General features: G+C 43.1%; 16 protein-coding genes and 1 tRNA gene. 12 read left to right on the top strand and 5 right to left on the bottom strand.

The annotated features are described in order from the left end of the window. The first annotated feature begins 132 nt into the window (after positions 1-132). Together ABDW16_RS22410 and ABDW16_RS22405 are read left to right on the top strand one after the other, a co-directional pair. Positions 133-1020, top strand: coding sequence for an AraC family transcriptional regulator (locus tag ABDW16_RS22410; protein ID WP_343672858.1), 888 nt, complete (start codon positions 133-135; stop codon positions 1018-1020). 82 nt (positions 1021-1102) lie between these two features. Continuing rightward, positions 1103-1528, top strand: a complete 426-nt coding sequence (locus ABDW16_RS22405) for a nuclear transport factor 2 family protein (protein ID WP_343672856.1) — start codon at positions 1103-1105, stop codon at positions 1526-1528. Positions 1529-1623: 95 nt separating this feature from the next. On the opposite strand, the gene ABDW16_RS22400 is transcribed toward ABDW16_RS22405, so the two are convergent. Further along, the gene (locus ABDW16_RS22400; protein ID WP_343672854.1) at positions 1624-2505 is read right to left on the bottom strand and encodes a nucleoside phosphorylase; all 882 of its coding nucleotides are present in this window, start codon (positions 2503-2505) and stop codon (positions 1624-1626) included. Between the two features lie 92 nt (positions 2506-2597). Here ABDW16_RS22400 and ABDW16_RS22395 point away from each other — a divergent pair. After that, a tRNA-Cys gene (locus ABDW16_RS22395) sits at positions 2598-2668 on the top strand. A 693-nt stretch (positions 2669-3361) separates the two neighbouring features. Here the strand turns inward: ABDW16_RS22395 and ABDW16_RS22390 are convergent. After that, positions 3362-3718, bottom strand: coding sequence for a MerC domain-containing protein (locus tag ABDW16_RS22390; RefSeq protein WP_343672852.1), 357 nt, complete (start codon positions 3716-3718; stop codon positions 3362-3364). Between the two features lie 185 nt (positions 3719-3903). Here ABDW16_RS22390 and ABDW16_RS22385 point away from each other — a divergent pair, with 185 nt between their 5' ends. The 5 genes from ABDW16_RS22385 (at position 3904) to ABDW16_RS22365 (ending at position 7807) form a co-directional block, all read left to right on the top strand. Next, the gene (locus tag ABDW16_RS22385; protein WP_343672850.1) at positions 3904-4050 is read left to right on the top strand and encodes a hypothetical protein; all 147 of its coding nucleotides are present in this window, start codon (positions 3904-3906) and stop codon (positions 4048-4050) included. A gap of 185 nt (positions 4051-4235) precedes the next feature. Continuing rightward, positions 4236-4997, top strand: a complete 762-nt coding sequence (gene cysQ, locus ABDW16_RS22380) for a 3'(2'),5'-bisphosphate nucleotidase CysQ (RefSeq protein WP_343672848.1) — start codon at positions 4236-4238, stop codon at positions 4995-4997. 115 nt (positions 4998-5112) lie between these two features. Next, a complete protein-coding gene (locus ABDW16_RS22375) occupies positions 5113-6111 on the top strand; it encodes a response regulator (RefSeq protein ID WP_343672846.1) in 999 nt (332 codons plus the stop codon). Between the two features lie 83 nt (positions 6112-6194). Further along, positions 6195-7004, top strand: a complete 810-nt coding sequence (locus ABDW16_RS22370) for a hypothetical protein (RefSeq protein ID WP_343672844.1) — start codon at positions 6195-6197, stop codon at positions 7002-7004. 23 nt (positions 7005-7027) lie between these two features. Then, positions 7028-7807 (top strand): universal stress protein, encoded by a 780-nt coding sequence (locus ABDW16_RS22365; RefSeq protein WP_343672843.1) that lies wholly within the window; start codon positions 7028-7030, stop codon positions 7805-7807. A 33-nt stretch (positions 7808-7840) separates the two neighbouring features. On the opposite strand, the gene ABDW16_RS22360 is transcribed toward ABDW16_RS22365, so the two are convergent. Both ABDW16_RS22360 and ABDW16_RS22355 read right to left on the bottom strand, forming a co-directional pair. Then, positions 7841-9367, bottom strand: a complete 1527-nt coding sequence (locus tag ABDW16_RS22360; RefSeq protein ID WP_343672841.1) for a SusD/RagB family nutrient-binding outer membrane lipoprotein — start codon at positions 9365-9367, stop codon at positions 7841-7843. Positions 9368-9379: 12 nt separating this feature from the next. Next, the gene (locus ABDW16_RS22355; RefSeq protein ID WP_343672839.1) at positions 9380-12748 is read right to left on the bottom strand and encodes a SusC/RagA family TonB-linked outer membrane protein; all 3369 of its coding nucleotides are present in this window, start codon (positions 12746-12748) and stop codon (positions 9380-9382) included. 307 nt (positions 12749-13055) lie between these two features. On the opposite strand from ABDW16_RS22355, the gene ABDW16_RS22350 reads away from it, so the two are divergent. The 3 genes from ABDW16_RS22350 to ABDW16_RS22340 all read left to right on the top strand — a co-directional run bounded on the left by ABDW16_RS22350 (position 13056) and on the right by ABDW16_RS22340 (position 16136). After that, entirely contained in the window at positions 13056-13604 is a 549-nt protein-coding gene (locus tag ABDW16_RS22350) for a sigma-70 family RNA polymerase sigma factor (protein ID WP_343672837.1), read from the top strand. A 32-nt stretch (positions 13605-13636) separates the two neighbouring features. Beyond that, positions 13637-14638 (top strand): FecR domain-containing protein, encoded by a 1002-nt coding sequence (locus ABDW16_RS22345; protein ID WP_343672835.1) that lies wholly within the window; start codon positions 13637-13639, stop codon positions 14636-14638. Positions 14639-14702: 64 nt separating this feature from the next. Continuing rightward, positions 14703-16136: an endonuclease/exonuclease/phosphatase family protein gene (locus ABDW16_RS22340; RefSeq protein WP_343672833.1), complete on the top strand. Its 1434-nt coding sequence runs from the start codon at positions 14703-14705 to the stop codon at positions 16134-16136. A 40-nt stretch (positions 16137-16176) separates the two neighbouring features. Here the strand turns inward: ABDW16_RS22340 and ABDW16_RS22335 are convergent, their stop codons facing one another. Beyond that, positions 16177-17313, bottom strand: a complete 1137-nt coding sequence (locus tag ABDW16_RS22335) for a hypothetical protein (protein WP_343672831.1) — start codon at positions 17311-17313, stop codon at positions 16177-16179. 226 nt (positions 17314-17539) lie between these two features. On the opposite strand from ABDW16_RS22335, the gene ABDW16_RS22330 reads away from it, so the two are divergent. Continuing rightward, positions 17540-18514, top strand: coding sequence for a ribonucleotide-diphosphate reductase subunit beta (locus ABDW16_RS22330; protein WP_343672829.1), 975 nt, complete (start codon positions 17540-17542; stop codon positions 18512-18514). Positions 18515-18522: the final 8 nt, after the last annotated feature.

Here is an 18522-nt window from a genome sequence, read left to right as displayed (position 1 = left end):
GGGATTGGCATGATATTATTCTAACAGAATCTATCAGAAAAGCAGAAGGTAAAGAGCAAAAAGAATGCATAAGAAATCAAACGGATAGTCTTTCTTTCTGATCAACAGATTGTTTTAAATAATTTGTAAGGAATGGCAGCAGACTTACCAGAACACAATATGATTACGAAATACGATTTTTTCAGGAGAAAATATGGCGAAGAACTGCTTATAGATCTTGTCGGTCTTCAAGACCTGGAAAGATATATAAAGGTTTCACCTGTCCAACGTTTGGCCTATTATGATATTACTTTCATTGTTGATGGCCAGGGATCATTTTTTGTTGATAGTCAATTGTATCCCCTCTCTCCGGGAAGTGCGTTTTTTTCGTCCCCGGGTCAGATACGAGAGTGGGGTGTCAACATAATACCCAAGGGTTATGCGTTGATTTTTGAAGAAGAATTTTTATGCACGTTCTTTAATGATGCAGGATTTGTAAAAAATCTTCCATATTTTGGAACCAGTGGCCTCCCACACGCTTTACTATTAGACTCCGATGAATTTTCCAGGATATTAGGTTTACTGCAAAACATAAGATCTGAAATTTTGGAATTTAAAAAGAATGATAAGCATATACTTCGTGCATTGCTATACCAGGTATTGGTACTATTGAATAGGAAATTTCATTCAACTTATCCATCATCAATGGAAAATCGGGTGAGTAAATATGTTAGTGACTTTATCCAATTTGTAGATACAAACCATTATAAGCATCGGTCGGTAGAATACTATGCCCAACAACTTCACATTACAAGTGGGCATCTAAATAGCCTGGTGAAAAATTATTTTGGAATAAGTGCCAAAAAATATATTCTAAATAGAAATATTGGGGAGGCTAAACGGATGTTGCAGTATACAAGTTTAGGGGTTGATGAAATCGCCTATTCTCTAAATTATGAAAACCCAACCTATTTCATAAGAATATTTAAAGAGCATACCAATTTTACACCCCATCAGTTTCGCAGACAAATCAATCCCTGAAAAGTGTCATTTAATCCATGGTTTCTGTTCCGGTATTCATTCCATTGCTGTCTAATTTTGGTGAATAATCAAAGTTTATCTTATGGGAAAAATGACATCACTTTCACTGGCAGAAGCTACGGAAATAGCTACAACAATCATTGCCTTGGAAAAAGCTGCTTTAGAAAAATGGAATAAAGGAGACCCAAGTGCTTATATTAACCTTTCAGCAGATGATGTAGTTTACTTTGATCCTTTTATTGAAGAAAGACTTGATGGTTTGGAGGCATTGAGAAGATATTATGAACCTTTTATAGGAGAAGTTCATGTACACAGGTGTGACATGATCGCGCCGAAAGTGCAAGCTACAAAATATATGGTGACCCTAACTTTTAATCTTTATTCCTATGAAGGAAATCATATTTATAAATGGAATTGTACTGAAGTATACAGGTTTGAAGAAAACGGGCAATGGAAAATCATACAAACACACTGGTCGTTCATTAAACCGGACCTTAATAATAAATAATTGACTTTGGAGTGAATTGTACCCAGGGTAATTTAACCCTGGGTACAATTTCTTTTATAACGTTTGTATGGTCGCTTGTTCGACGCTACGATCTTTTATAACTTCTCAATGATACCCAGGGATTTCTGAATCAGCGTTTCTACCGCTGCAACCCCATCTTTAGAAAACTCCTTCTTTACCCTGTTGGCAACAATTGCACTTATAGACAGGCAGTCATGACCTAAAATTCTGCCCATGCCATAAATGCCGGATGTCTCCATTTCAAAGTTAGAAATGAAATGTTCCCCATCTTTAAAAGCGGTCAGCTGATCCAGCAGGTCCGGATGAGAGAGCTTTCCTCTCAGTGCACGACCCTGTGGCGCATAAAATCCGGGGCAGGTAATGGTAATACCCGCATGATACCCCTCCTTAAATTGAGCAGCAAGGGCCTCAGAGGCGCTAAAAAGCGTTGGATTGGCACTTCCCGGCTGTATAACCACCTGTTTGCCAAAAGCCGCTAAAAGAGCCTTTTCTGCCACAGTATTTTCAAACTGGTACCAGGGCAGCAGGTTATCCAAACCTAAACCATGGGAAGACACGACAAAACTATCCACTGGTACGCTCGCCTGCAGGGAACCTGAGGTACCCAACCGGATTACTTTCAGGGCAGTCAGCTGATCTTTCACAGTCCTGGAAGCAAAATCTATATTAACGAGGGCATCCAGTTCATTGAGCACGATATCGATATTATCGGTTCCAATCCCCGTAGATACCACAGAAATTCTCTTCTTACCGATGTAACCGGTATGCGTGACAAACTCCCGGTGCTGTCGGGTCACCTCTACCTTATCAAAATGTTTGCTCACTACGGCTACCCTGTCCGGGTCGCCAACGGTGATAATGGTATCGGCTAATTCCTCTGGTCTTACATCGAGATGGTACACGGCCCCGCGGTTATTGAGGATCAATTCTGATTCGGCAATTCGATTATTTTCCATGAAAAAATATATTTAATTTGAAAAATATTTGGCAAATATCAGGAATTTACTACTTTTGCAATCCCGGAAAATTACTGGGCACGAAAAAAAATGGTATCGTGGCCGAGCGGCTAGGCTGAGCTCTGCAAAAGCTCCTACAGCGGTTCGAATCCGCTCGATACCTCTGGAACTTGAGATCACAGAAATGTGATCTCATTTTATTTTACACTACCTTGCAGTTAAGGAGTTGATTTTCACAATCTTACAACACTCCCTCCTGTCTTAAAGACTTACCTTTACTTAGACCAGATATTACTTAAATCGACAAAAAATCGACAGAAATGGTCGTTGATTAAACTGTTAACAGGATAGCCGCCCCCGTTATTACCATTTAATTGTCACAATATTTATATATGCATCCGGTGAAATTGATTTGTGATAAGTGCTACCGTATTAAGTAAAAGAGACATCCTATCGGTATTCAGTAGACTGTTTATTCCATAGAAATTAATTCCCTTTTGACTGCCGGAACAGGAAACTAAGGAAAAGTTCTGAAAACCTACCCGTTAAATATCGAGATTTCAATGCCCTTACTAAGAAAATAAATGCTATGTCAAAGGTTGTTGAAGACCTTAGGAAAAAAACAGACCTCAAAAAGGATTATAAAAGTGTGATTCCCCTTCACTGCATTAAAACAAAGCAGCGGATTTGAATCCGCCGCTCTGTTTTAATGCCATATCCCCAAAAAAACCGGTTCATTTACTCTTTCCCTGTTCAACTTGTCAGGATTCGGCAAAAAAATATTTGCCTGCTATTATTTCGTTTCAGGATATGCATGACACAAAAAATGTCAACCCTCAACACCACTTCAATCGAATCAATGCCTGCAAACACTAATATTCCTCACATGGGCCGTAATAATTAATACCGCGCCCGCTAATTTGCTCAAAATCTCCGCATAATGTCCATGCATAAAATTCCCCGCAATCATTAACCCCAGGCCAATAACAAAGTACAATACCAACGATAACCGGTGGTGACTCCTATACCCCCTTATCAATGCCCAACTCCCCGCACACATCGAAACGACAATCGTCAGCACTTCCAAATATTTATTCTCAATAAACTCAACCCCAAATAAAGTCAATGTGGTAAATACCAGGGGTAATAACACACAATGCACCGCACAAGCTAACGATGCTCCGATTCCTATAGCATCCCATCCTTTATTCATAAGCATTCTTTTTATTGCATCAGCGATGCAAATATAGGAATGGAAATTAAACAATGTTGCAAATATTTTTATTTACTTGTAAATCAATAAAATACGCGACTGATCCTAATCAATCACCCCCTTGAGTACCATCATTCCCCGCCATCTTTACCCATGGTAACTTCATATCGTAAACCCGTACAATTATGAAAAAGTACATCAAAGCAATCTCCTTTATTGCATGTCTGACAATAATTGGAAACACTGTCAACTTTTTATTAACTAAAACTGAGAAAGGCAGAAAGGTCGCTGACGGTTACAAAACTATGCAGTGCCTGGACGTACTGGTATAAAAATGATTTCAATAACAGTAATGATTGACTGATTACCCGTGGAGTTGTGATGGTCATTATTGTTTCAGGAACCAAATGCGGGGTACTTTTAAGCGCTAAATGCTTCGATTGAAGTTCATACAGCATTTTGTTCCAAAGGTTACAAGTGGGTGGATTTCTCTACCCACTCTTTTTTATCTTTGCACATGATGCAACAATTATTACCAATCGCAAATAAGGCTGCCATTGAAGCAGGCAAGGCTATATTAAATATATACGAATCGAATTCTTTCGACACGCAGAAAAAAGCAGACAAATCTCCCGTTACTGCTGCTGACAAGGCTGCTCACACTATTATTACTGATTACCTGTTGCAAACAAATTTCCCTGTTTTATCAGAAGAAGGTAGTCACCAGGATTTCCAAACAAGATCCCAATGGGAATATTACTGGCTTGTTGACCCGCTCGATGGCACAAAAGAATTCATCCATAAAAATGGAGAGTTTACCGTTAATATCGCTTTCATGCACCGCAATAAACCCCTGGCAGGTGTAGTTTATGCGCCTGTACTGGGGGATCTTTATTATGGAAGTGCGGAAACAGGCGTATATAAAAATGACCAGGAAATACCAAAGCTGTCAGCCCGACGCACATTAGAGGAGCTGCTGCTGAAACCATCTATTACCATCGTTGCCTCCCGCTCTCACTTGTCAGACGAAACGAAAGCATTCATCTCCCGGTTCTCCAACGTCACCCTCACCTCTATGGGCAGTTCTCTCAAATTTATGCTCCTGCTCGAAGGCAAAGCAGATCTTTATCCACGACTCTTTCCTACCATGGAATGGGACACTGCTGCCGCACATGCTATATTAAATGCATCCAACCGGGGCGTTTATCATACAAATGTCAAAGAAGAACTCACTTATAACAAGCCCGAACTCGTCAATCCCTATTTTCTGTCATATTAATTACATTAACTGATATTTATCATAGATAGTTGTTTCCTTGTTAGTTGACAGCCATCAATTAATAGGTCTGCGATTGTGCGTAGTTTTGAGTGAACTCAAAAAAATCCACAGCTGTATGTCTACTATTCTTGTTATCGAAGATAACACTGCTGTACGGGAGGAAATTGTTGAAATACTTGGGCTGGCAAATTACACGGTATTAGAGGCAGTTGACGGTAAAGAGGGGATATTGCTTGCAGAAGAGAAACATCCTGACCTTATTATTTGTGACCTGACATTGCCTATCTTAGATGGGTTTGTCGTCCTCCAGGTATTAAACAATAATAAGGAAACCAGTAGTATTCCATTTATTTTTCTGACTTCCAGGTCCGACCGGGCGGAGGTTCGCAGAGGTATGGACCTTGGCGCAGATGACTATATTACCAAGCCCTTTGAATCTTCGGAACTGTTAAACTCGATAGAATGCAGGCTTAAAAAATCAGCAGTGAAAAGGGGCAATCTCCTGTTGGACGATCCTTTGCAGGACCTGATCAGGAACAGGAATATCCGCTATTATAAAAACAAACAGCTCATTTACCAGGAAGGCAATCATCCATCCTGCCTGTTCTATATCTTAAAAGGAAAAGTCAAAACATTCAAGGTATGCGAAGATGGCCGTGAACTGATCACTGCGCTCTATAATGAAGGTTTCCTGGGCCATGTGGCCATTATTAATAAAACCAGTTACCACGAAAGCGCAGAAGCTGTCGATGATGTAGAACTGGCTGTGATACCCAATGCTGACTTTGACCGCATGGTTACGGAAAACAATTATGCCCAGAGCCAGCTCATAAAAATTCTCGCTCAGAATGTAGATGACAAGGAAGGACAGTTATTAAAAGTTGCCTATGATTCATTGAGAAAGAAAACTGCAGACACGCTATTGGCCGTCAATAAGAAATATAACAACGAAGGCATTCGCATCAGCAGAAGCAACCTCGCAGCCTTGGCAGGCGTGGCCAAAGAATCCTTTGCCCGTACCCTGTCAGACTTCAGGGATGAAGAGTTGATAGATATCAGAAAAGGAGTTATTTTTATTCTGGATGTAGATAAGCTAAGCAAAGTCATCTACTAGCTTGATGACGGTCATATTTATTGCCGTTGCTTTTAATGAAATTGAAGGTGTTCCCCAATTTGTTCATTTCTTAATTCAAAGCCATGAGAAAAGTAATCGTTGCCTTTGATGGTACACATTATTCTAATGGAGCACTTGGATTGGCTAAAAGATTGAATGAAAGTGAAAAGATCCTATTGGTTGGCGCCTTTTTGCCTGAACTTGATTTTTCGGGATTAGGGTATGTATTTGGAGGCGGAGGTCTTTATGTTCCATTGCAGATTGAAATTGATGAAGACAAAGTAGATGAAAATATTCAGCGGTTCGAAAACGAGTGTGTGAGGAATAACATTGAATTCCGCGTACACAAAGATCATTCGCCGTATGCCATTTCGAAATTACAGAAAGAAAGCAGGTTCGCAGATCTCATGATCCTGGGTAGCCAGAAGTTTTATGAGAACCTACGACTGGAAGTACCCAATGAGTACCTGCGCGATGTGCTGCATGATACAGAATGTCCCGTCATCGTGGCACCGGAAAAGTTCGACTATCCGGAGAATGTCATACTTGCGTATGATGGCACCCGCTCATCGGTATTCGCCATCAAAATGTTTTCTTACCTCTTTAGTGATCTCTGTAAATGCACTACTACATTGGTCTATGCTACGCATAAGCACCAACCGGAAATGCCGGATGAAGATTTTATGAAAGAGCTGGCCGGCCGGCATTACAGCGATCTTACTTTTCTGCAGTTAGAAATGCAGGAGATGAGCCGCTTCCTGGAAGGGATGTCTAAACCCATCCTGGTCACCGGCGCCTTTGGAAGATCGGGTTTGTCTAACTTGTTTAAGAGAAGTTTTTGCACCAGTTATATTTCAGAGTACAGGTATCCTGTATTTATTGCGCATAAATAAAGCGTTATTTTAATTTCACGGTTATGAAAAAAATAGTGGCTGTTTTCGACGGGTCCAGGTTCAGCGACAGTACCCTTCAATATGCAATTAGAATGGGGTTGCAACACAATGCGACTGTTACAGGTATCTTTTCAGAAAAGATGGAGTTTGCCTATGCCGGTGGCAGCGGCAGAAGAAGCCTGAATGGTTCTGCACAGTTCGAACATGCCTGTCAGCATGCAGGTATTCATTACAATGTGCGCAGGGGTAACGATGCTGTTACACAGCATGTGCTGAAGGAGAGCAGGTATGCAGATATGTTGCTGATAGATGCGAGCGAAACCATGAATCCTTTCACGGAAGAATCGCCCACACCTTTTGTAAAAGATATTCTCGCAAATGCCAAGTGCCCGGTATTATTATTACCCAGGCATTTTACTGATGTACGAAAGATTTGCTGGTTGTATGATGGCTCCCCGGTTTCGATTTTTGCTTTTAAGATGTTCTCTTATATCCTGCCGGTGTTTAATGCTTTGCCTTTGAATGTGGTGACAGTACGGGCGGCTGCGCATGAGCAGGAATTGCCTTATGAGGGAATGGTAAAAGAATTGATTGAGATGCATGCACCGCAGGCACATTTTGTATCTTTGAAAGGGCAGCCGGAATTGGAGATTCCTCACTTCCTGAGGGAACAGGCACCGGAAAGCCTCGCAATCTTAGGGGCCTACCAGCGGAATGCCTTGTCTATGCTATTCAGACCCAGTATGGCGGATGTATTGGTGCGGGAGCACCAATGGCCGCTGTTTATAGCACATAATAAATAAGAAAGCCGGCTCAAAAAAAGCCGGCTCACTTTTTTACTTCAATAACCACATCACACTACTCGGATCATCATTCCCACCATACTGATCTGCCAGTGCCTTCGTCACATTTGCCGCATTATAATCCAGTTCCTTCTGCGGATACATCCACCTCAAAGGAAATGAAGACGCCGGCGTATTCAGGTTGGTAGCCGTATTCAACGTAAACGTAGGATATCCCGTACGCCTGTTTTCATACCATGCATTAAAATCTGAATTCTGGAAGAACCCTGCAATATATTTCTGCGTGATGATCTGTTTGATCTGGTTATCTACAGACCCCGTCAGCGCCACCGTAGCAGGGAACGCATTGATGTAGGCATCATCCATCGCCATACCATGCGTATAAGTGGTAGGCGTATACGTTGCGAAGAAGTTCATATGACTTTTGATCCCGTTGGCATAGTAAGTCTGCGCATCCGTACCTGAGATCCAGCCACGCACAGTGGCCTCTGCCAGGATAAACTGAATATCCCAATAGTTCAGCAGCCCAACCGGTTCTGCATTGTACAATGCTTCGTAACGTTTGTTCACCGCACAGGTTTTACCCGCGTTCTTACTCGTTACTATCGCCCCCAGTTCATCAGCCGGATCAATACCCAGGTAAGCATCGTAATCTGCCGCTGTTAATCCTGCCGTTAACTGTGCCGGAGAAGGTTCTGCCATATAGAACAGGCGTTTGTCTGCTGATGCTTTCATCGGGTCTAACAGGTAGCTGGAAAGCACCGGATAATCCAGGAAAGAGTTCAGCTGCGCAGCCGTGTTACTCCATGGGTAGCAATAACCGGCAGAGGCAGTATAGGTCACCGCAAAGTTGTCATGGAAATCCCGCATCAGCGGCCGGGCAGCCACTGTTTTGAATTTATTGATCACATCCAGGTCCGCATCGGCTGTTTTCCTGTAAAGATTAATCAATACATACAACTGGAAACTATTAGCCAGTCGTCTCCATTTATCAACATCTCCCTTGTAAATGAAATCGCCGGAGAAATTGACCCCTTTGGATAATAACTCATCTGCCTGATCCAGTTCTTTCAGTATGCCCTGGAACACTTCTTTCTGCGTATCGTACTTAGCCTGAATAACCCCCGTAGAACCCTGGATCGCTTCGGAGTAAGGAATATCACCCACCTGCATGGTCGTCTGGAAAAACTGCCATGCACGAATGAAATGTCCAAAACCGTCATAGGTGTTTTTTAGGTCCGTACTGGTAGCATTATTAATCATGGGCGCCACATCCCGCAGTACCAGCAATCTGCCGAAATCGACCCTTACCATCTTGTTATACTGGTAATCAGTCACCTTCTCTGTCCAGCCAATATATTTTCCGAGAGAATATGGTTGACGGAAGTTGTTATTAAACGAAATATCGCTTGATGTCACCGAAGTGAGGATATTGGTCGCCAACCATTCTGATGCGGCAGAGGTAGCCTTATCAGGGTTGGTATTAATGTCGTCGAACTTTTTGGTACAGCTGCTGATACTGATAGCGAGAGCTGCTATTAAATATATATGCTTAGTCATGTTAGTATATTTTTAGAAGCCAACCTTAACGTTAAAACCTACCATACGCTGCGCCGGCGCATTCATATTTTCGGTATCTACATCCGGATCTGAATACTTAAATTTGGTGAACAGGAACAGGTTCTGTCCTGTCAGTGCCAGTGAAGCATTCCTGATGCCTGATTTGCCAAACCATGTTTGTGGCACCATATAGGCAAGAGAAATTTCACGAACTTTTACAAAGCTTTTACTCATCACACCTACTTCGTAAGAGTTACCCCATTTACGTGCATAGGCCTGGTAACTTACCGCCACATCATTTGGCGCGTAGGTACGGGTATCGCTGGTAATTTGTCCGTTGTTGTCGTAGGTAACCGTGCCGCTCACCACCTTCACACCATTGCCCACATAATTTTTCTGACCATTTACGACTTCATCATAGCGGTGACTGTTATCTGTTTCAGGGTTAGATCCTGTATCGAACATCTTGGCATAGACATAGTCGTACATCATACCACCAATACGGCCATCGATACTGATACCAAGGTTCCAGTGACCATAAGTAAAGTTGTTGATAAACCCGAATACAAAATTTGGATCTGTATAACCATACTGTTGTGTATAGCTGCTCAACATAGGCAACCCGGCCTGATGGATCACATTGCCGTTAGGATCCCTGAGGGCTTTTTGTGTATAAGCTAATACGTCTTTACGACCCCCTTTTTTAGTCCACAGGTTTTTGGCAGAATACACGGGGTCTATATCTACATAATACCTGTTCTGGGTAGAGAAGTTTACCATTGAGTTCCACGTAAACTGACCTTTCTTCATAACAGTACCATCCAGGGTAATTTCAACCCCACGTCGTGCATAGGTTTCGTCTGTATTGATCAGGGTAGTGGCATAACCTGAAGACGGTGCCAGGGTTTGTGAAATCTGGTTGTTGTAGTATAGCTTGGTAAAGTAGGCCACATCCACATGCAGGCGTTTGCTGAACAGGTAGGCGGCTGTACCAAATTCCCAGGTCCTGGTGGTAGTTGGCAGCAGGTTGCTGCCAGACAGGTTATCGGGTGTAGTGGCGCTCAGCGTACCCCAGCTGTTATTGATAGTATAAGCCAGGTTGTTGGCATATACATCCAGCGGTGTTTTTGTCATTGTCCATGAACCTCTTATTTTCCACAGATCAAGCCATTTAGGCATTTTGATAAACTCAGACATCAGCACACTGGTCGCCACAGAAGGGTAGAAGTAAGAGCGCTGATCTTCGGCCTGGGTAGAGCTCCAGTCGTTACGACCGGTGATATCCAGGAATACAGCACTGTTCCAGGAGAGCGTAGCTTTTGCGTAGAGTGAGTTGGTTTGCTTGGCCCAGGTACCGTAGTTAGTTACAATGCCATCTACACCCGCAGTGGTAGAAGGTACTGCATTTGCCAGGGAATACCAGCCCGGAACAGCCAGACCATTCCTGGTTTTGGCGCCTTGTTCCCTTTGTTTGTAGTAGAAAATACTTGCACCACCAAGGGCGTCGAAGTTCCATTTCCTTACCTGTTTGTTATACGTTAGCAACAGGTCGCTGTTGATACTGTTTCCCCAGCTTTGGTTCTGGCCATATAAACCTTTACCGCTCCAGTCAAATCCGAAAGTATTGCCGATGGTGATACCCCGGGTAGAGTTAATGCCAGCCGGGTTCCGAACAATGTCTTCATTTTTGTAATAGTCATAACCGTTTCTGAACATGAGCTTCAGGTCTTTGGTGAAGTTGTAGGTCATGGACAGACTTGCATTCAATTTATTCTGCTCAGTACTTCTCAGTTTTTCGTAAGCGATCAGGTAAGGGTTGTCGTACCAGGAAGTGTACAGCCAGTTTTGTTTTTGATTGGGTGTCACCCAGTAGTCTTTGTACTGGCGGATGTCGTAGTCCGGACCTGTCCACATTAATATCTGGTAAATATAACCCTGTTGATTATATGCACTACCCCATAGCTGAGGAGCGGTGGTACGGGTGTATCCCATGTGGCTTTCCAGGGAGAATTTATCACCTGCTTTCAGTTCGCCGCTCATGGTATAATTAATGATATTGAGTTTTTGGTTAGGGAACTGACCTTTGTTGTAAATGTGGTTCAGCCCTGCCCGGAAGAAACCATTTTTGCCACCCTTGGTCACGCTGATGCTGTTGTTGGTGATGGCACCGGTTTGCATGAAATTGTTCAGGTTATCTTTCCCGCTTGATACCAGTGGCATATCCTCATTCTGTTTGGTGATGGGATTCCATTGTGTAGCCGTCTGGCCAATGTCCAGCTTAGGACCCCACACATAGTCAGTAGCGATCTTACCATCCAGGCCATGGCCATAAGAGGTTTGCACTTTAGGAATTGCCAGGTAACCCAGGTTGAACATGGTGTTGCTGTTTACATCAACGGTGAGGCGATCTTCCTTGCTACGTTTGGTGGTGATCATCACGGCACCGGCTGCCCCACGGGAGCCATATAATGCTGCAGCGGTAGGGCCTTTCAGCATGTTGATGCTTTCAATGTCATCTGTTGGAATATCGCGCATGGTCATGTTGCCATACGGTACACCATCTATTACCAGCAGTGGTGTTTCGCCACGCATTTCCAGGGCAGGCGTGCCGTTGAATTCAGTGGAGTTCTTTACATTGAGGCCGGAGATATGGCCGGTGAGGGAGGTGCCGAGGTCTACCCCTTTTACAGTTTGGAGGGTGTTACCTTTTACAGATTGCACGGCATAGCCCAATGCTTTTTCATCACGCTTTACGCCGAGTGCAGTCACCACCACTTCGCCCAGTTGTTTGTTGGCTGCTTCCAGCTTTATAGCGATGCTGGCACGGTTTCCCACTACTTCTTCACGGGTGGAGAAGCCGATCATGGAAAAGACCAGGATCGCATCGGGGCTGGCAACGGTGATGGCATAGCTACCATCAGGTTTGGTCATTGTGCCATTGTTAGTACCTTTTTCCAGGATGGTGACATTAGGAACAGGTTGAGTGCCATCTGTGACAACACCGTTTACGGTAATTTTCTGTACCACGGGAGCTGCCTGTTTATCCTCGTCGTTTAGCTTTTTTACAGGAGCCTGGTATTCTCCTACTCTGTCTTTTTCTACAATCGTGTAATAGTTAGGTTTTACATACAGAAATACAAGATCGTTAGGATATAATATCCCTTTTAATACGTCTTCCAGCTTCTTTCCCCCAAAGTTGCTGATGTTGTAGGTGGTTGTTTTTTTCTTTACTACCTGCGGATCGTAAACAAAATCGGCTTTGTACTCGCGGGTAATAGCTTTCAAGGCATCAATTACAGGGACAGCTTTTTGTGCATACACCTGACTTGTGACGGTCAGTAACAGTACGACAAGCAACCGCTTAAAATAGCGCAGCGTCATAGTTGGTGATTTTTTTGTTAAAGTGGAATTTGTTCCTTTTGCAGAAGAAGTGTTGGCGAATGAAAAAATTACCCCACGCTTTGGCAATTATTTCGCTGCATGAATGAGCGTACAAAATACACGTATATTTTTTTCTTTTAAATTAAACCCCCGCAAAGGTATGACAATCAGGTAGTTGATAGCATAAAATTTATTTCCCCCCAAAACTGCGATAACAATTAGTTAACATAACAAGCTATCTTTAAAATGGGGGGTATTTATTTTTTGATAATTTTGTGCCCTCATTCCACCAATCATTCATCTAAAAATGGACAATCCGGTTTTTCAACATATTATGAATGGCGATATCGACGCCTACTCCGGGTTGTACAAAGAATACTACAAGCGGTTTTATAATTACGGTAGAAAGTTTACCGGCAACACGCATCTTATAGAAGACAGCATCCAGGAGGTATTTCTTGATCTGTGGAACAGGCGGGATAAGCTGTCGCATGTTGATTCCCCCAATTTTTATCTCTATTCTTCATTCCGTTACACGCTCATCAGAAAAATCAGGCAGCACGAAAAAATGGTATTTAGTCAGTCTGCAGAAGAGGATTATGAATTCTCCAGCGAGCATGTAATTGTCAGCAATGAGCTGAATGAGGAGCTGCAAATTAAATTGCGAAAAGCGATCAAAACACTGACGGGCCGCCAGCTGGAAGCGATCTTCCTCATGTATTACGAGGATCTTTCTTATAAAGAGGTGGCATCTATCCTTAATATATCAGTTAAAGCTACATATAAGATTATGGCAAGAAGTCTTTTAGCATTAAAAGAGAAGTTTATGATCTTATTTATTATTTGTTTGGGGTAAAATCGGCGCTACCTTGTACTATATATATTAGCATGAAGAAAGAACCCATATCATATAAGTATATTAATTATAAGGAAAGCGATTTTCTTACGGACTCCTATTTCCTGGAATGGGTATACCGGCCGTCGGCGGAGCTGGAAGCTTTTTGGCAGGAGGTGATCAGTGCCCTGCCCCAGCAAAAGGAGACGATACAAAATGCCCGCTTATCCCTGGAAAACATGTCGTTTGTAACCCACACGCCTACGGAGCAGGAAGTGGAAGCCAGCTGGGAGAAACATTTGCAACAGATCCAGTCCCTGCCGGTATCACGCATCTCTGTACGCCGGATCCTGCTCAGGGCAGCGGCAGTGTTGACAGGGGCCATATTGATTGCAGGCGCCTGGTGGATGCTGCGCTCCGGTAGGAGTGAGCAGATTGTAGCCAGCACGGGATTTGGAGAATTAAAACAGGTTAGGCTGCCTGATGGATCGCAGGTGGACCTGAATGCTAATTCAAAGATCACCTACAGGAACAGGGAGATTTGGCTGGAAGGGGAGGCGCTATTTAATGTTAAGCAGGTGAGTAAGCAGTTCCTGGTGCATACCAAAGATCTGACCGTCACCGTACTGGGAACCGTTTTTGACATCAGGCAAAGGCGGAGTAAGACGGAAATCGTATTGCAAAGCGGAAAAATAAAGCTCTCCTTTGCCAATGGTAAGGAACAGGATATTATTATGACACCCGGTCAGATAGTGTCGTATAGCAATGAGAAACCCGTTACGGCCAGCACTTCGCCAGAGAAATTCAGTGCATGGAAAAACCAGCGGTTGATCTTACAGGATCCTACAGTGAGCGATATTCTTGTTTACCTGGAAGATAATTTCGGGAAGAAAATAATCATGGAAGATCCGGCACTCAACAGCAGGATGGTGAACGGGCCTATCCTTATTTCTTCGCTGGATGATGCACTTTTTGTGCTTTCTACCGTACTGAATACAGAAGTAGTGAAACGGGATAGTACGACCATAATCATGCGATCACGTAGTGCGAGATAGATTTTTTTTAGTTTTCATGGGGTAAGTTTAGGGTATCTTAACACTATATACCAAAGTAAATTCCATGAGAAGGTTTTTAGCTGCAATTATTTGCATCTGCGTATTCAGCACGGGCTATGCCCAACAGCGATATCCGTATTACGAGGATATTCAGGCATTCAAAAGACAAGACTCCGTTGATATTCCGAGGGGCAATGAAATACTTTTCATTGGCAGTTCGTCCTTTACCTACTGGCAGGATGTCAATCATTATTTTCCGGGGCACCGCATTATTAACCGTGGGTTTGGCGGGTCGAACCTGCTGGATGTGATGCACTATGCGGACGATGTGATCTTTGCTTACCATCCCAAACAGATTGTTATTTATTGCGGGGAGAATGACCTGGCATCTGATACAGTAAAAGCCCCACTTTTGCTAAAACGCTTCCAGGCGCTGTTTGCCATGATCCGGAATAAGATGCCGGATATTCCTGTTACCTATATTTCCATCAAGCCAAGTCCGAGCCGGGCACGGTTGCTGCCTGAAATGGTGAAACGCAATAAGGCCATTCAGCATTTTCTGGCCGGCCAGGCGAATACTTCTTTTGTAGATGTTTATAGTAAAATGATGCCGCTCAATGCAGCCATTTTCAAAGAAGATCAGCTGCATATGAAGCCGGCAGGTTACCGCATCTGGCAGCAGGCTATTGCTCCTCATCTTGTAGACCAGCAAATCAGCACGGCAAAGGTGGCTACTTTCAATCTGCGGCTTAACATTGCTTACGATAGTGCCAATGCATGGCCGCACCGTAAAGACATGGTATGCGACCTGATCAGGTATCATCAATTCGACGTATTTGGTGTGCAGGAAGCTTTGATCGATCAGATGCATGACCTGGAAGCAATGGGTACTTACGCACATGTAGGAGTGGGGCGAAATGACGGGAAAGAAGGCGGAGAGTTTTCCGCGATCTTTTACAATAAAGAGAAATATGAGTTGGTGAAGTTAGGAAATTTCTGGTTATCACCTACGCCAGATGTACCGTCCAAAGGCTGGGATGCGGCCTATATCCGTATCTGCACCTGGGCGCAGCTCACAGAAAAAGTGACAGGGAAGGAGTTCTATTTCTTTAATACGCATTTTGATAATGAAGGTGTGCAGGCAAGGGAAAATTCAGCAAAGATGATCCTCGAAAAGATACATGCGTTATCTGATAATCGTACACCGGTAATCATTACAGGGGATTTTAATTCCGATCCGGCCACGAGCGCCTATGCTACGATTGTGAAACAGTTCAGGGATGCGAAGCTGGTGTCTAAAACGCCGCCTTATGGTCCGGATAGTACTTTCCAGGATTTTAAATATCATAACTGGACGAAGGTGGTCACAGAGGGAAGGATAGATTTTGTTTTTGTGAATGATAATATAGCAGTGCTTGATTATGCCGTGCTGACTGACTCAAAGGATCTGCGATTTCCATCAGATCATTTCCCGGTAGTTTGTACAATTGAGTTTTAAAAAAAAGGCAGTCATTATTTTGACTGCCTTTTTAAAAACTTTATTCTATCGTAAACTGGAACTGGTTACTAATCCTCTTACTTTCATCCACCAGCACATTATACACTATCAGCGTATAACTTCCCGCCGGCAAACCTGATTTTAACCGCAACTGCAGCACATGGCTGCCCATCGCCCAACCAAAAGCTGTAGACGCGGTTTCACAAGCATTGGTCACATTGTTCAGTTCCACATCATAAGATCCTACAATCATTCCCGCACTGTTACTAATGCTCATATGGGTCTGCATTACTTTGATCGGAATGCCATAAACATAAGGCGCAAACAAATTGAAGCCCGCTACCCCAAAATGACCGGAAAAGATGATGCTACGACAACCCTCGTTCGTTGAATCCGGGTATACAGCAACTGAATTAATATGAATCTCGTTGTTGTTTACATTGTACCAGATCGTATCATATTTATCAGGAGTGGTATTCCCTTCGTTCCACCTGAAATACCGGTTATTCAGCTTCAGGTAATAGATCTTACTGCCTTCATAATTGTCTTTTGAGAACACCGCCGGAACTTTGAACGTTAGGGTAGAGTCATTCAATACTTCTACACCCACATCCACTTTTTTATTTGTATCGCCTCTCTGGACCAGCTGCCCCTTGATATCCACACCACTGAAATATTTACCATACACCGTATGAACCGCTCCTTCCAGGGAATACACCTGGTTTAAGTCCATCAGGTACAGGCCGTTATCGTTATTATACGACTTGTTATAATTCGTCGTAAAACTGCCTGTTTGCACCGTCACTTTGTCGATAAACAATGTATCGGTACCATTTGTCACCTCCATCTTTACATCGTAGGTGGTCAGGTGTTCCAACCCTTCTGTAAGGTGCATGGTATCGGTTGTAATCGTGAGTTTCTTCCACGCTGTCCAGGCTTTGGCGCCGGTTTTGATGTAAGAAATGAGGGCGGTGTAGCCATCCGGCGGAATCAAGGTGCCGACCTTGCCGGTAAAGGTAAAAGTAAGGTCCACCGGTGTTTTGCCTACCAGCTTTAACCGGTGTCCATCTTTGTACTCCGTAAGTGTTGGGTCTGTCTGAATCTGAGTCTGATTGTCCTTTTTACAAGCCCCGAATAACAGGCCTGCTACAAACAATAATAATAATAGGTTACGCATAGGGTTATAAATTTACAGGGCGCAAAGGTATAGTAAATAAATATAATATTACAACTAATTTGTCCTAAATCAGCCGTGATAGGGAGAACGATCATTCCAAAAACTGATTATCCCCATATGTTGATTTCTTTTTTTACCGCTCTTTAATTTAATCGGGACATTTGCTCTCTAACGTGATAGATATATTTATTTTATCATTTGTTTAATAGCTTAAAGAAAATCAGACATGGGATTATTTGACAAGAGGGTTCAGTACAAACCATTTGAGTATCCGGAGGTTCTCCAGTATACTGATGCAATTAACAAATCTTTTTGGGTGCATTCAGAAGTGGATTTTACAGCTGATATCCAGGATTTTCATGCCCACTTATCTATACCAGAACAAAGCGCTATAAAGAACAGCCTTCTTTCCATCGCACAGGTGGAAGTGGCCGTGAAATCATTCTGGGGCAACCTGTACCAGCATTTTCCAAAACCGGAAATGAATGGACTGGGTTCTACCTTTGCAGAATGTGAATTCCGCCACTCAGAAGCTTACTCCCGTTTGCTGGAAGTGTTGGGCTACAACGATGAGTTCACTGAACTGATGAAAGTACCTGTTATCCAGGAGCGTATCAGCTATCTGTCTGCCGCACTGGAAAATGCGAAATCAAACGATAAGAAGGAGTATACCATCTCCCTGATACTGTTCAGTTTACTGATCGAGAATGTAAGCCTGTTCTCCCAGTTTGCGATTGTGCTGTCTTTTACCCGTTTCAAGGGGTTAATGAAGAATGTGAGCAACATTATTGCCTGGACCTCAGTAGATGAGCAGATCCATGCAAACGCCGGCATTTACCTGATTGGCAAGGTAAAGGCGGAGTATCCTGATATCTTCACACCAGCAGCCGTAAAGCAGGTAGTGGATATCGTAAAACTGTCTATCGAAACTGAAAGCCGTATGCTCGACTGGATTTTCAATGAAGGTGAAATAGAGGTGATTAAGAAAGCGGACCTGATCAACTTTATGAAGAAGAGAGCGGATGATAGTTTACAGCAGATTGGTATTGATCCTATCTTCAACGTACCTGCCGAAGAAAGTGGCAAAATGCTGTGGTTTGAAGAAGAGATTTATTCAAACAGCCTGGATGACTTTTTTGCGAAACGCCCGGTAGAATATACTAAATTTGATAAGAGTATTTCTGCGCACGATTTGTTTTAACTTTTTGA

The sequence above is a fragment of the Chitinophaga sp. genome (assembly GCF_039596135.1).
Classification (GTDB): domain Bacteria; phylum Bacteroidota; class Bacteroidia; order Chitinophagales; family Chitinophagaceae; genus Chitinophaga.
This window is presented reverse-complemented; position numbering and strand designations above follow the sequence as displayed.

What these genes read in the sequence shown, in the direction of transcription:
- cysQ (WP_343672848.1), top strand. Translation starts at nt 4,236, where the DNA reads ATGATGCAACAATTATTACCAATCGCAAATAAGGCTGCCATTGAAGCA.
- ABDW16_RS22370 (WP_343672844.1), top strand. Translation starts at nt 6,195, where the DNA reads ATGAGAAAAGTAATCGTTGCCTTTGATGGTACACATTATTCTAATGGA.
- ABDW16_RS22405 (WP_343672856.1), top strand. Translation starts at nt 1,103, where the DNA reads ATGGGAAAAATGACATCACTTTCACTGGCAGAAGCTACGGAAATAGCT.
- ABDW16_RS22355 (WP_343672839.1), bottom strand. Translation starts at nt 12,748, where the DNA reads ATGACGCTGCGCTATTTTAAGCGGTTGCTTGTCGTACTGTTACTGACC.
- ABDW16_RS22400 (WP_343672854.1), bottom strand. Translation starts at nt 2,505, where the DNA reads ATGGAAAATAATCGAATTGCCGAATCAGAATTGATCCTCAATAACCGC.
- ABDW16_RS22390 (WP_343672852.1), bottom strand. Translation starts at nt 3,718, where the DNA reads ATGAATAAAGGATGGGATGCTATAGGAATCGGAGCATCGTTAGCTTGT.
- ABDW16_RS22360 (WP_343672841.1), bottom strand. Translation starts at nt 9,367, where the DNA reads ATGACTAAGCATATATATTTAATAGCAGCTCTCGCTATCAGTATCAGC.
- ABDW16_RS22410 (WP_343672858.1), top strand. Translation starts at nt 133, where the DNA reads ATGGCAGCAGACTTACCAGAACACAATATGATTACGAAATACGATTTT.
- ABDW16_RS22350 (WP_343672837.1), top strand. Translation starts at nt 13,056, where the DNA reads ATGGACAATCCGGTTTTTCAACATATTATGAATGGCGATATCGACGCC.
- ABDW16_RS22365 (WP_343672843.1), top strand. Translation starts at nt 7,028, where the DNA reads ATGAAAAAAATAGTGGCTGTTTTCGACGGGTCCAGGTTCAGCGACAGT.
- ABDW16_RS22385 (WP_343672850.1), top strand. Translation starts at nt 3,904, where the DNA reads ATGAAAAAGTACATCAAAGCAATCTCCTTTATTGCATGTCTGACAATA.
- ABDW16_RS22330 (WP_343672829.1), top strand. Translation starts at nt 17,540, where the DNA reads ATGGGATTATTTGACAAGAGGGTTCAGTACAAACCATTTGAGTATCCG.
- ABDW16_RS22335 (WP_343672831.1), bottom strand. Translation starts at nt 17,313, where the DNA reads ATGCGTAACCTATTATTATTATTGTTTGTAGCAGGCCTGTTATTCGGG.
- ABDW16_RS22375 (WP_343672846.1), top strand. Translation starts at nt 5,113, where the DNA reads ATGTCTACTATTCTTGTTATCGAAGATAACACTGCTGTACGGGAGGAA.
- ABDW16_RS22345 (WP_343672835.1), top strand. Translation starts at nt 13,637, where the DNA reads ATGAAGAAAGAACCCATATCATATAAGTATATTAATTATAAGGAAAGC.
- ABDW16_RS22340 (WP_343672833.1), top strand. Translation starts at nt 14,703, where the DNA reads ATGAGAAGGTTTTTAGCTGCAATTATTTGCATCTGCGTATTCAGCACG.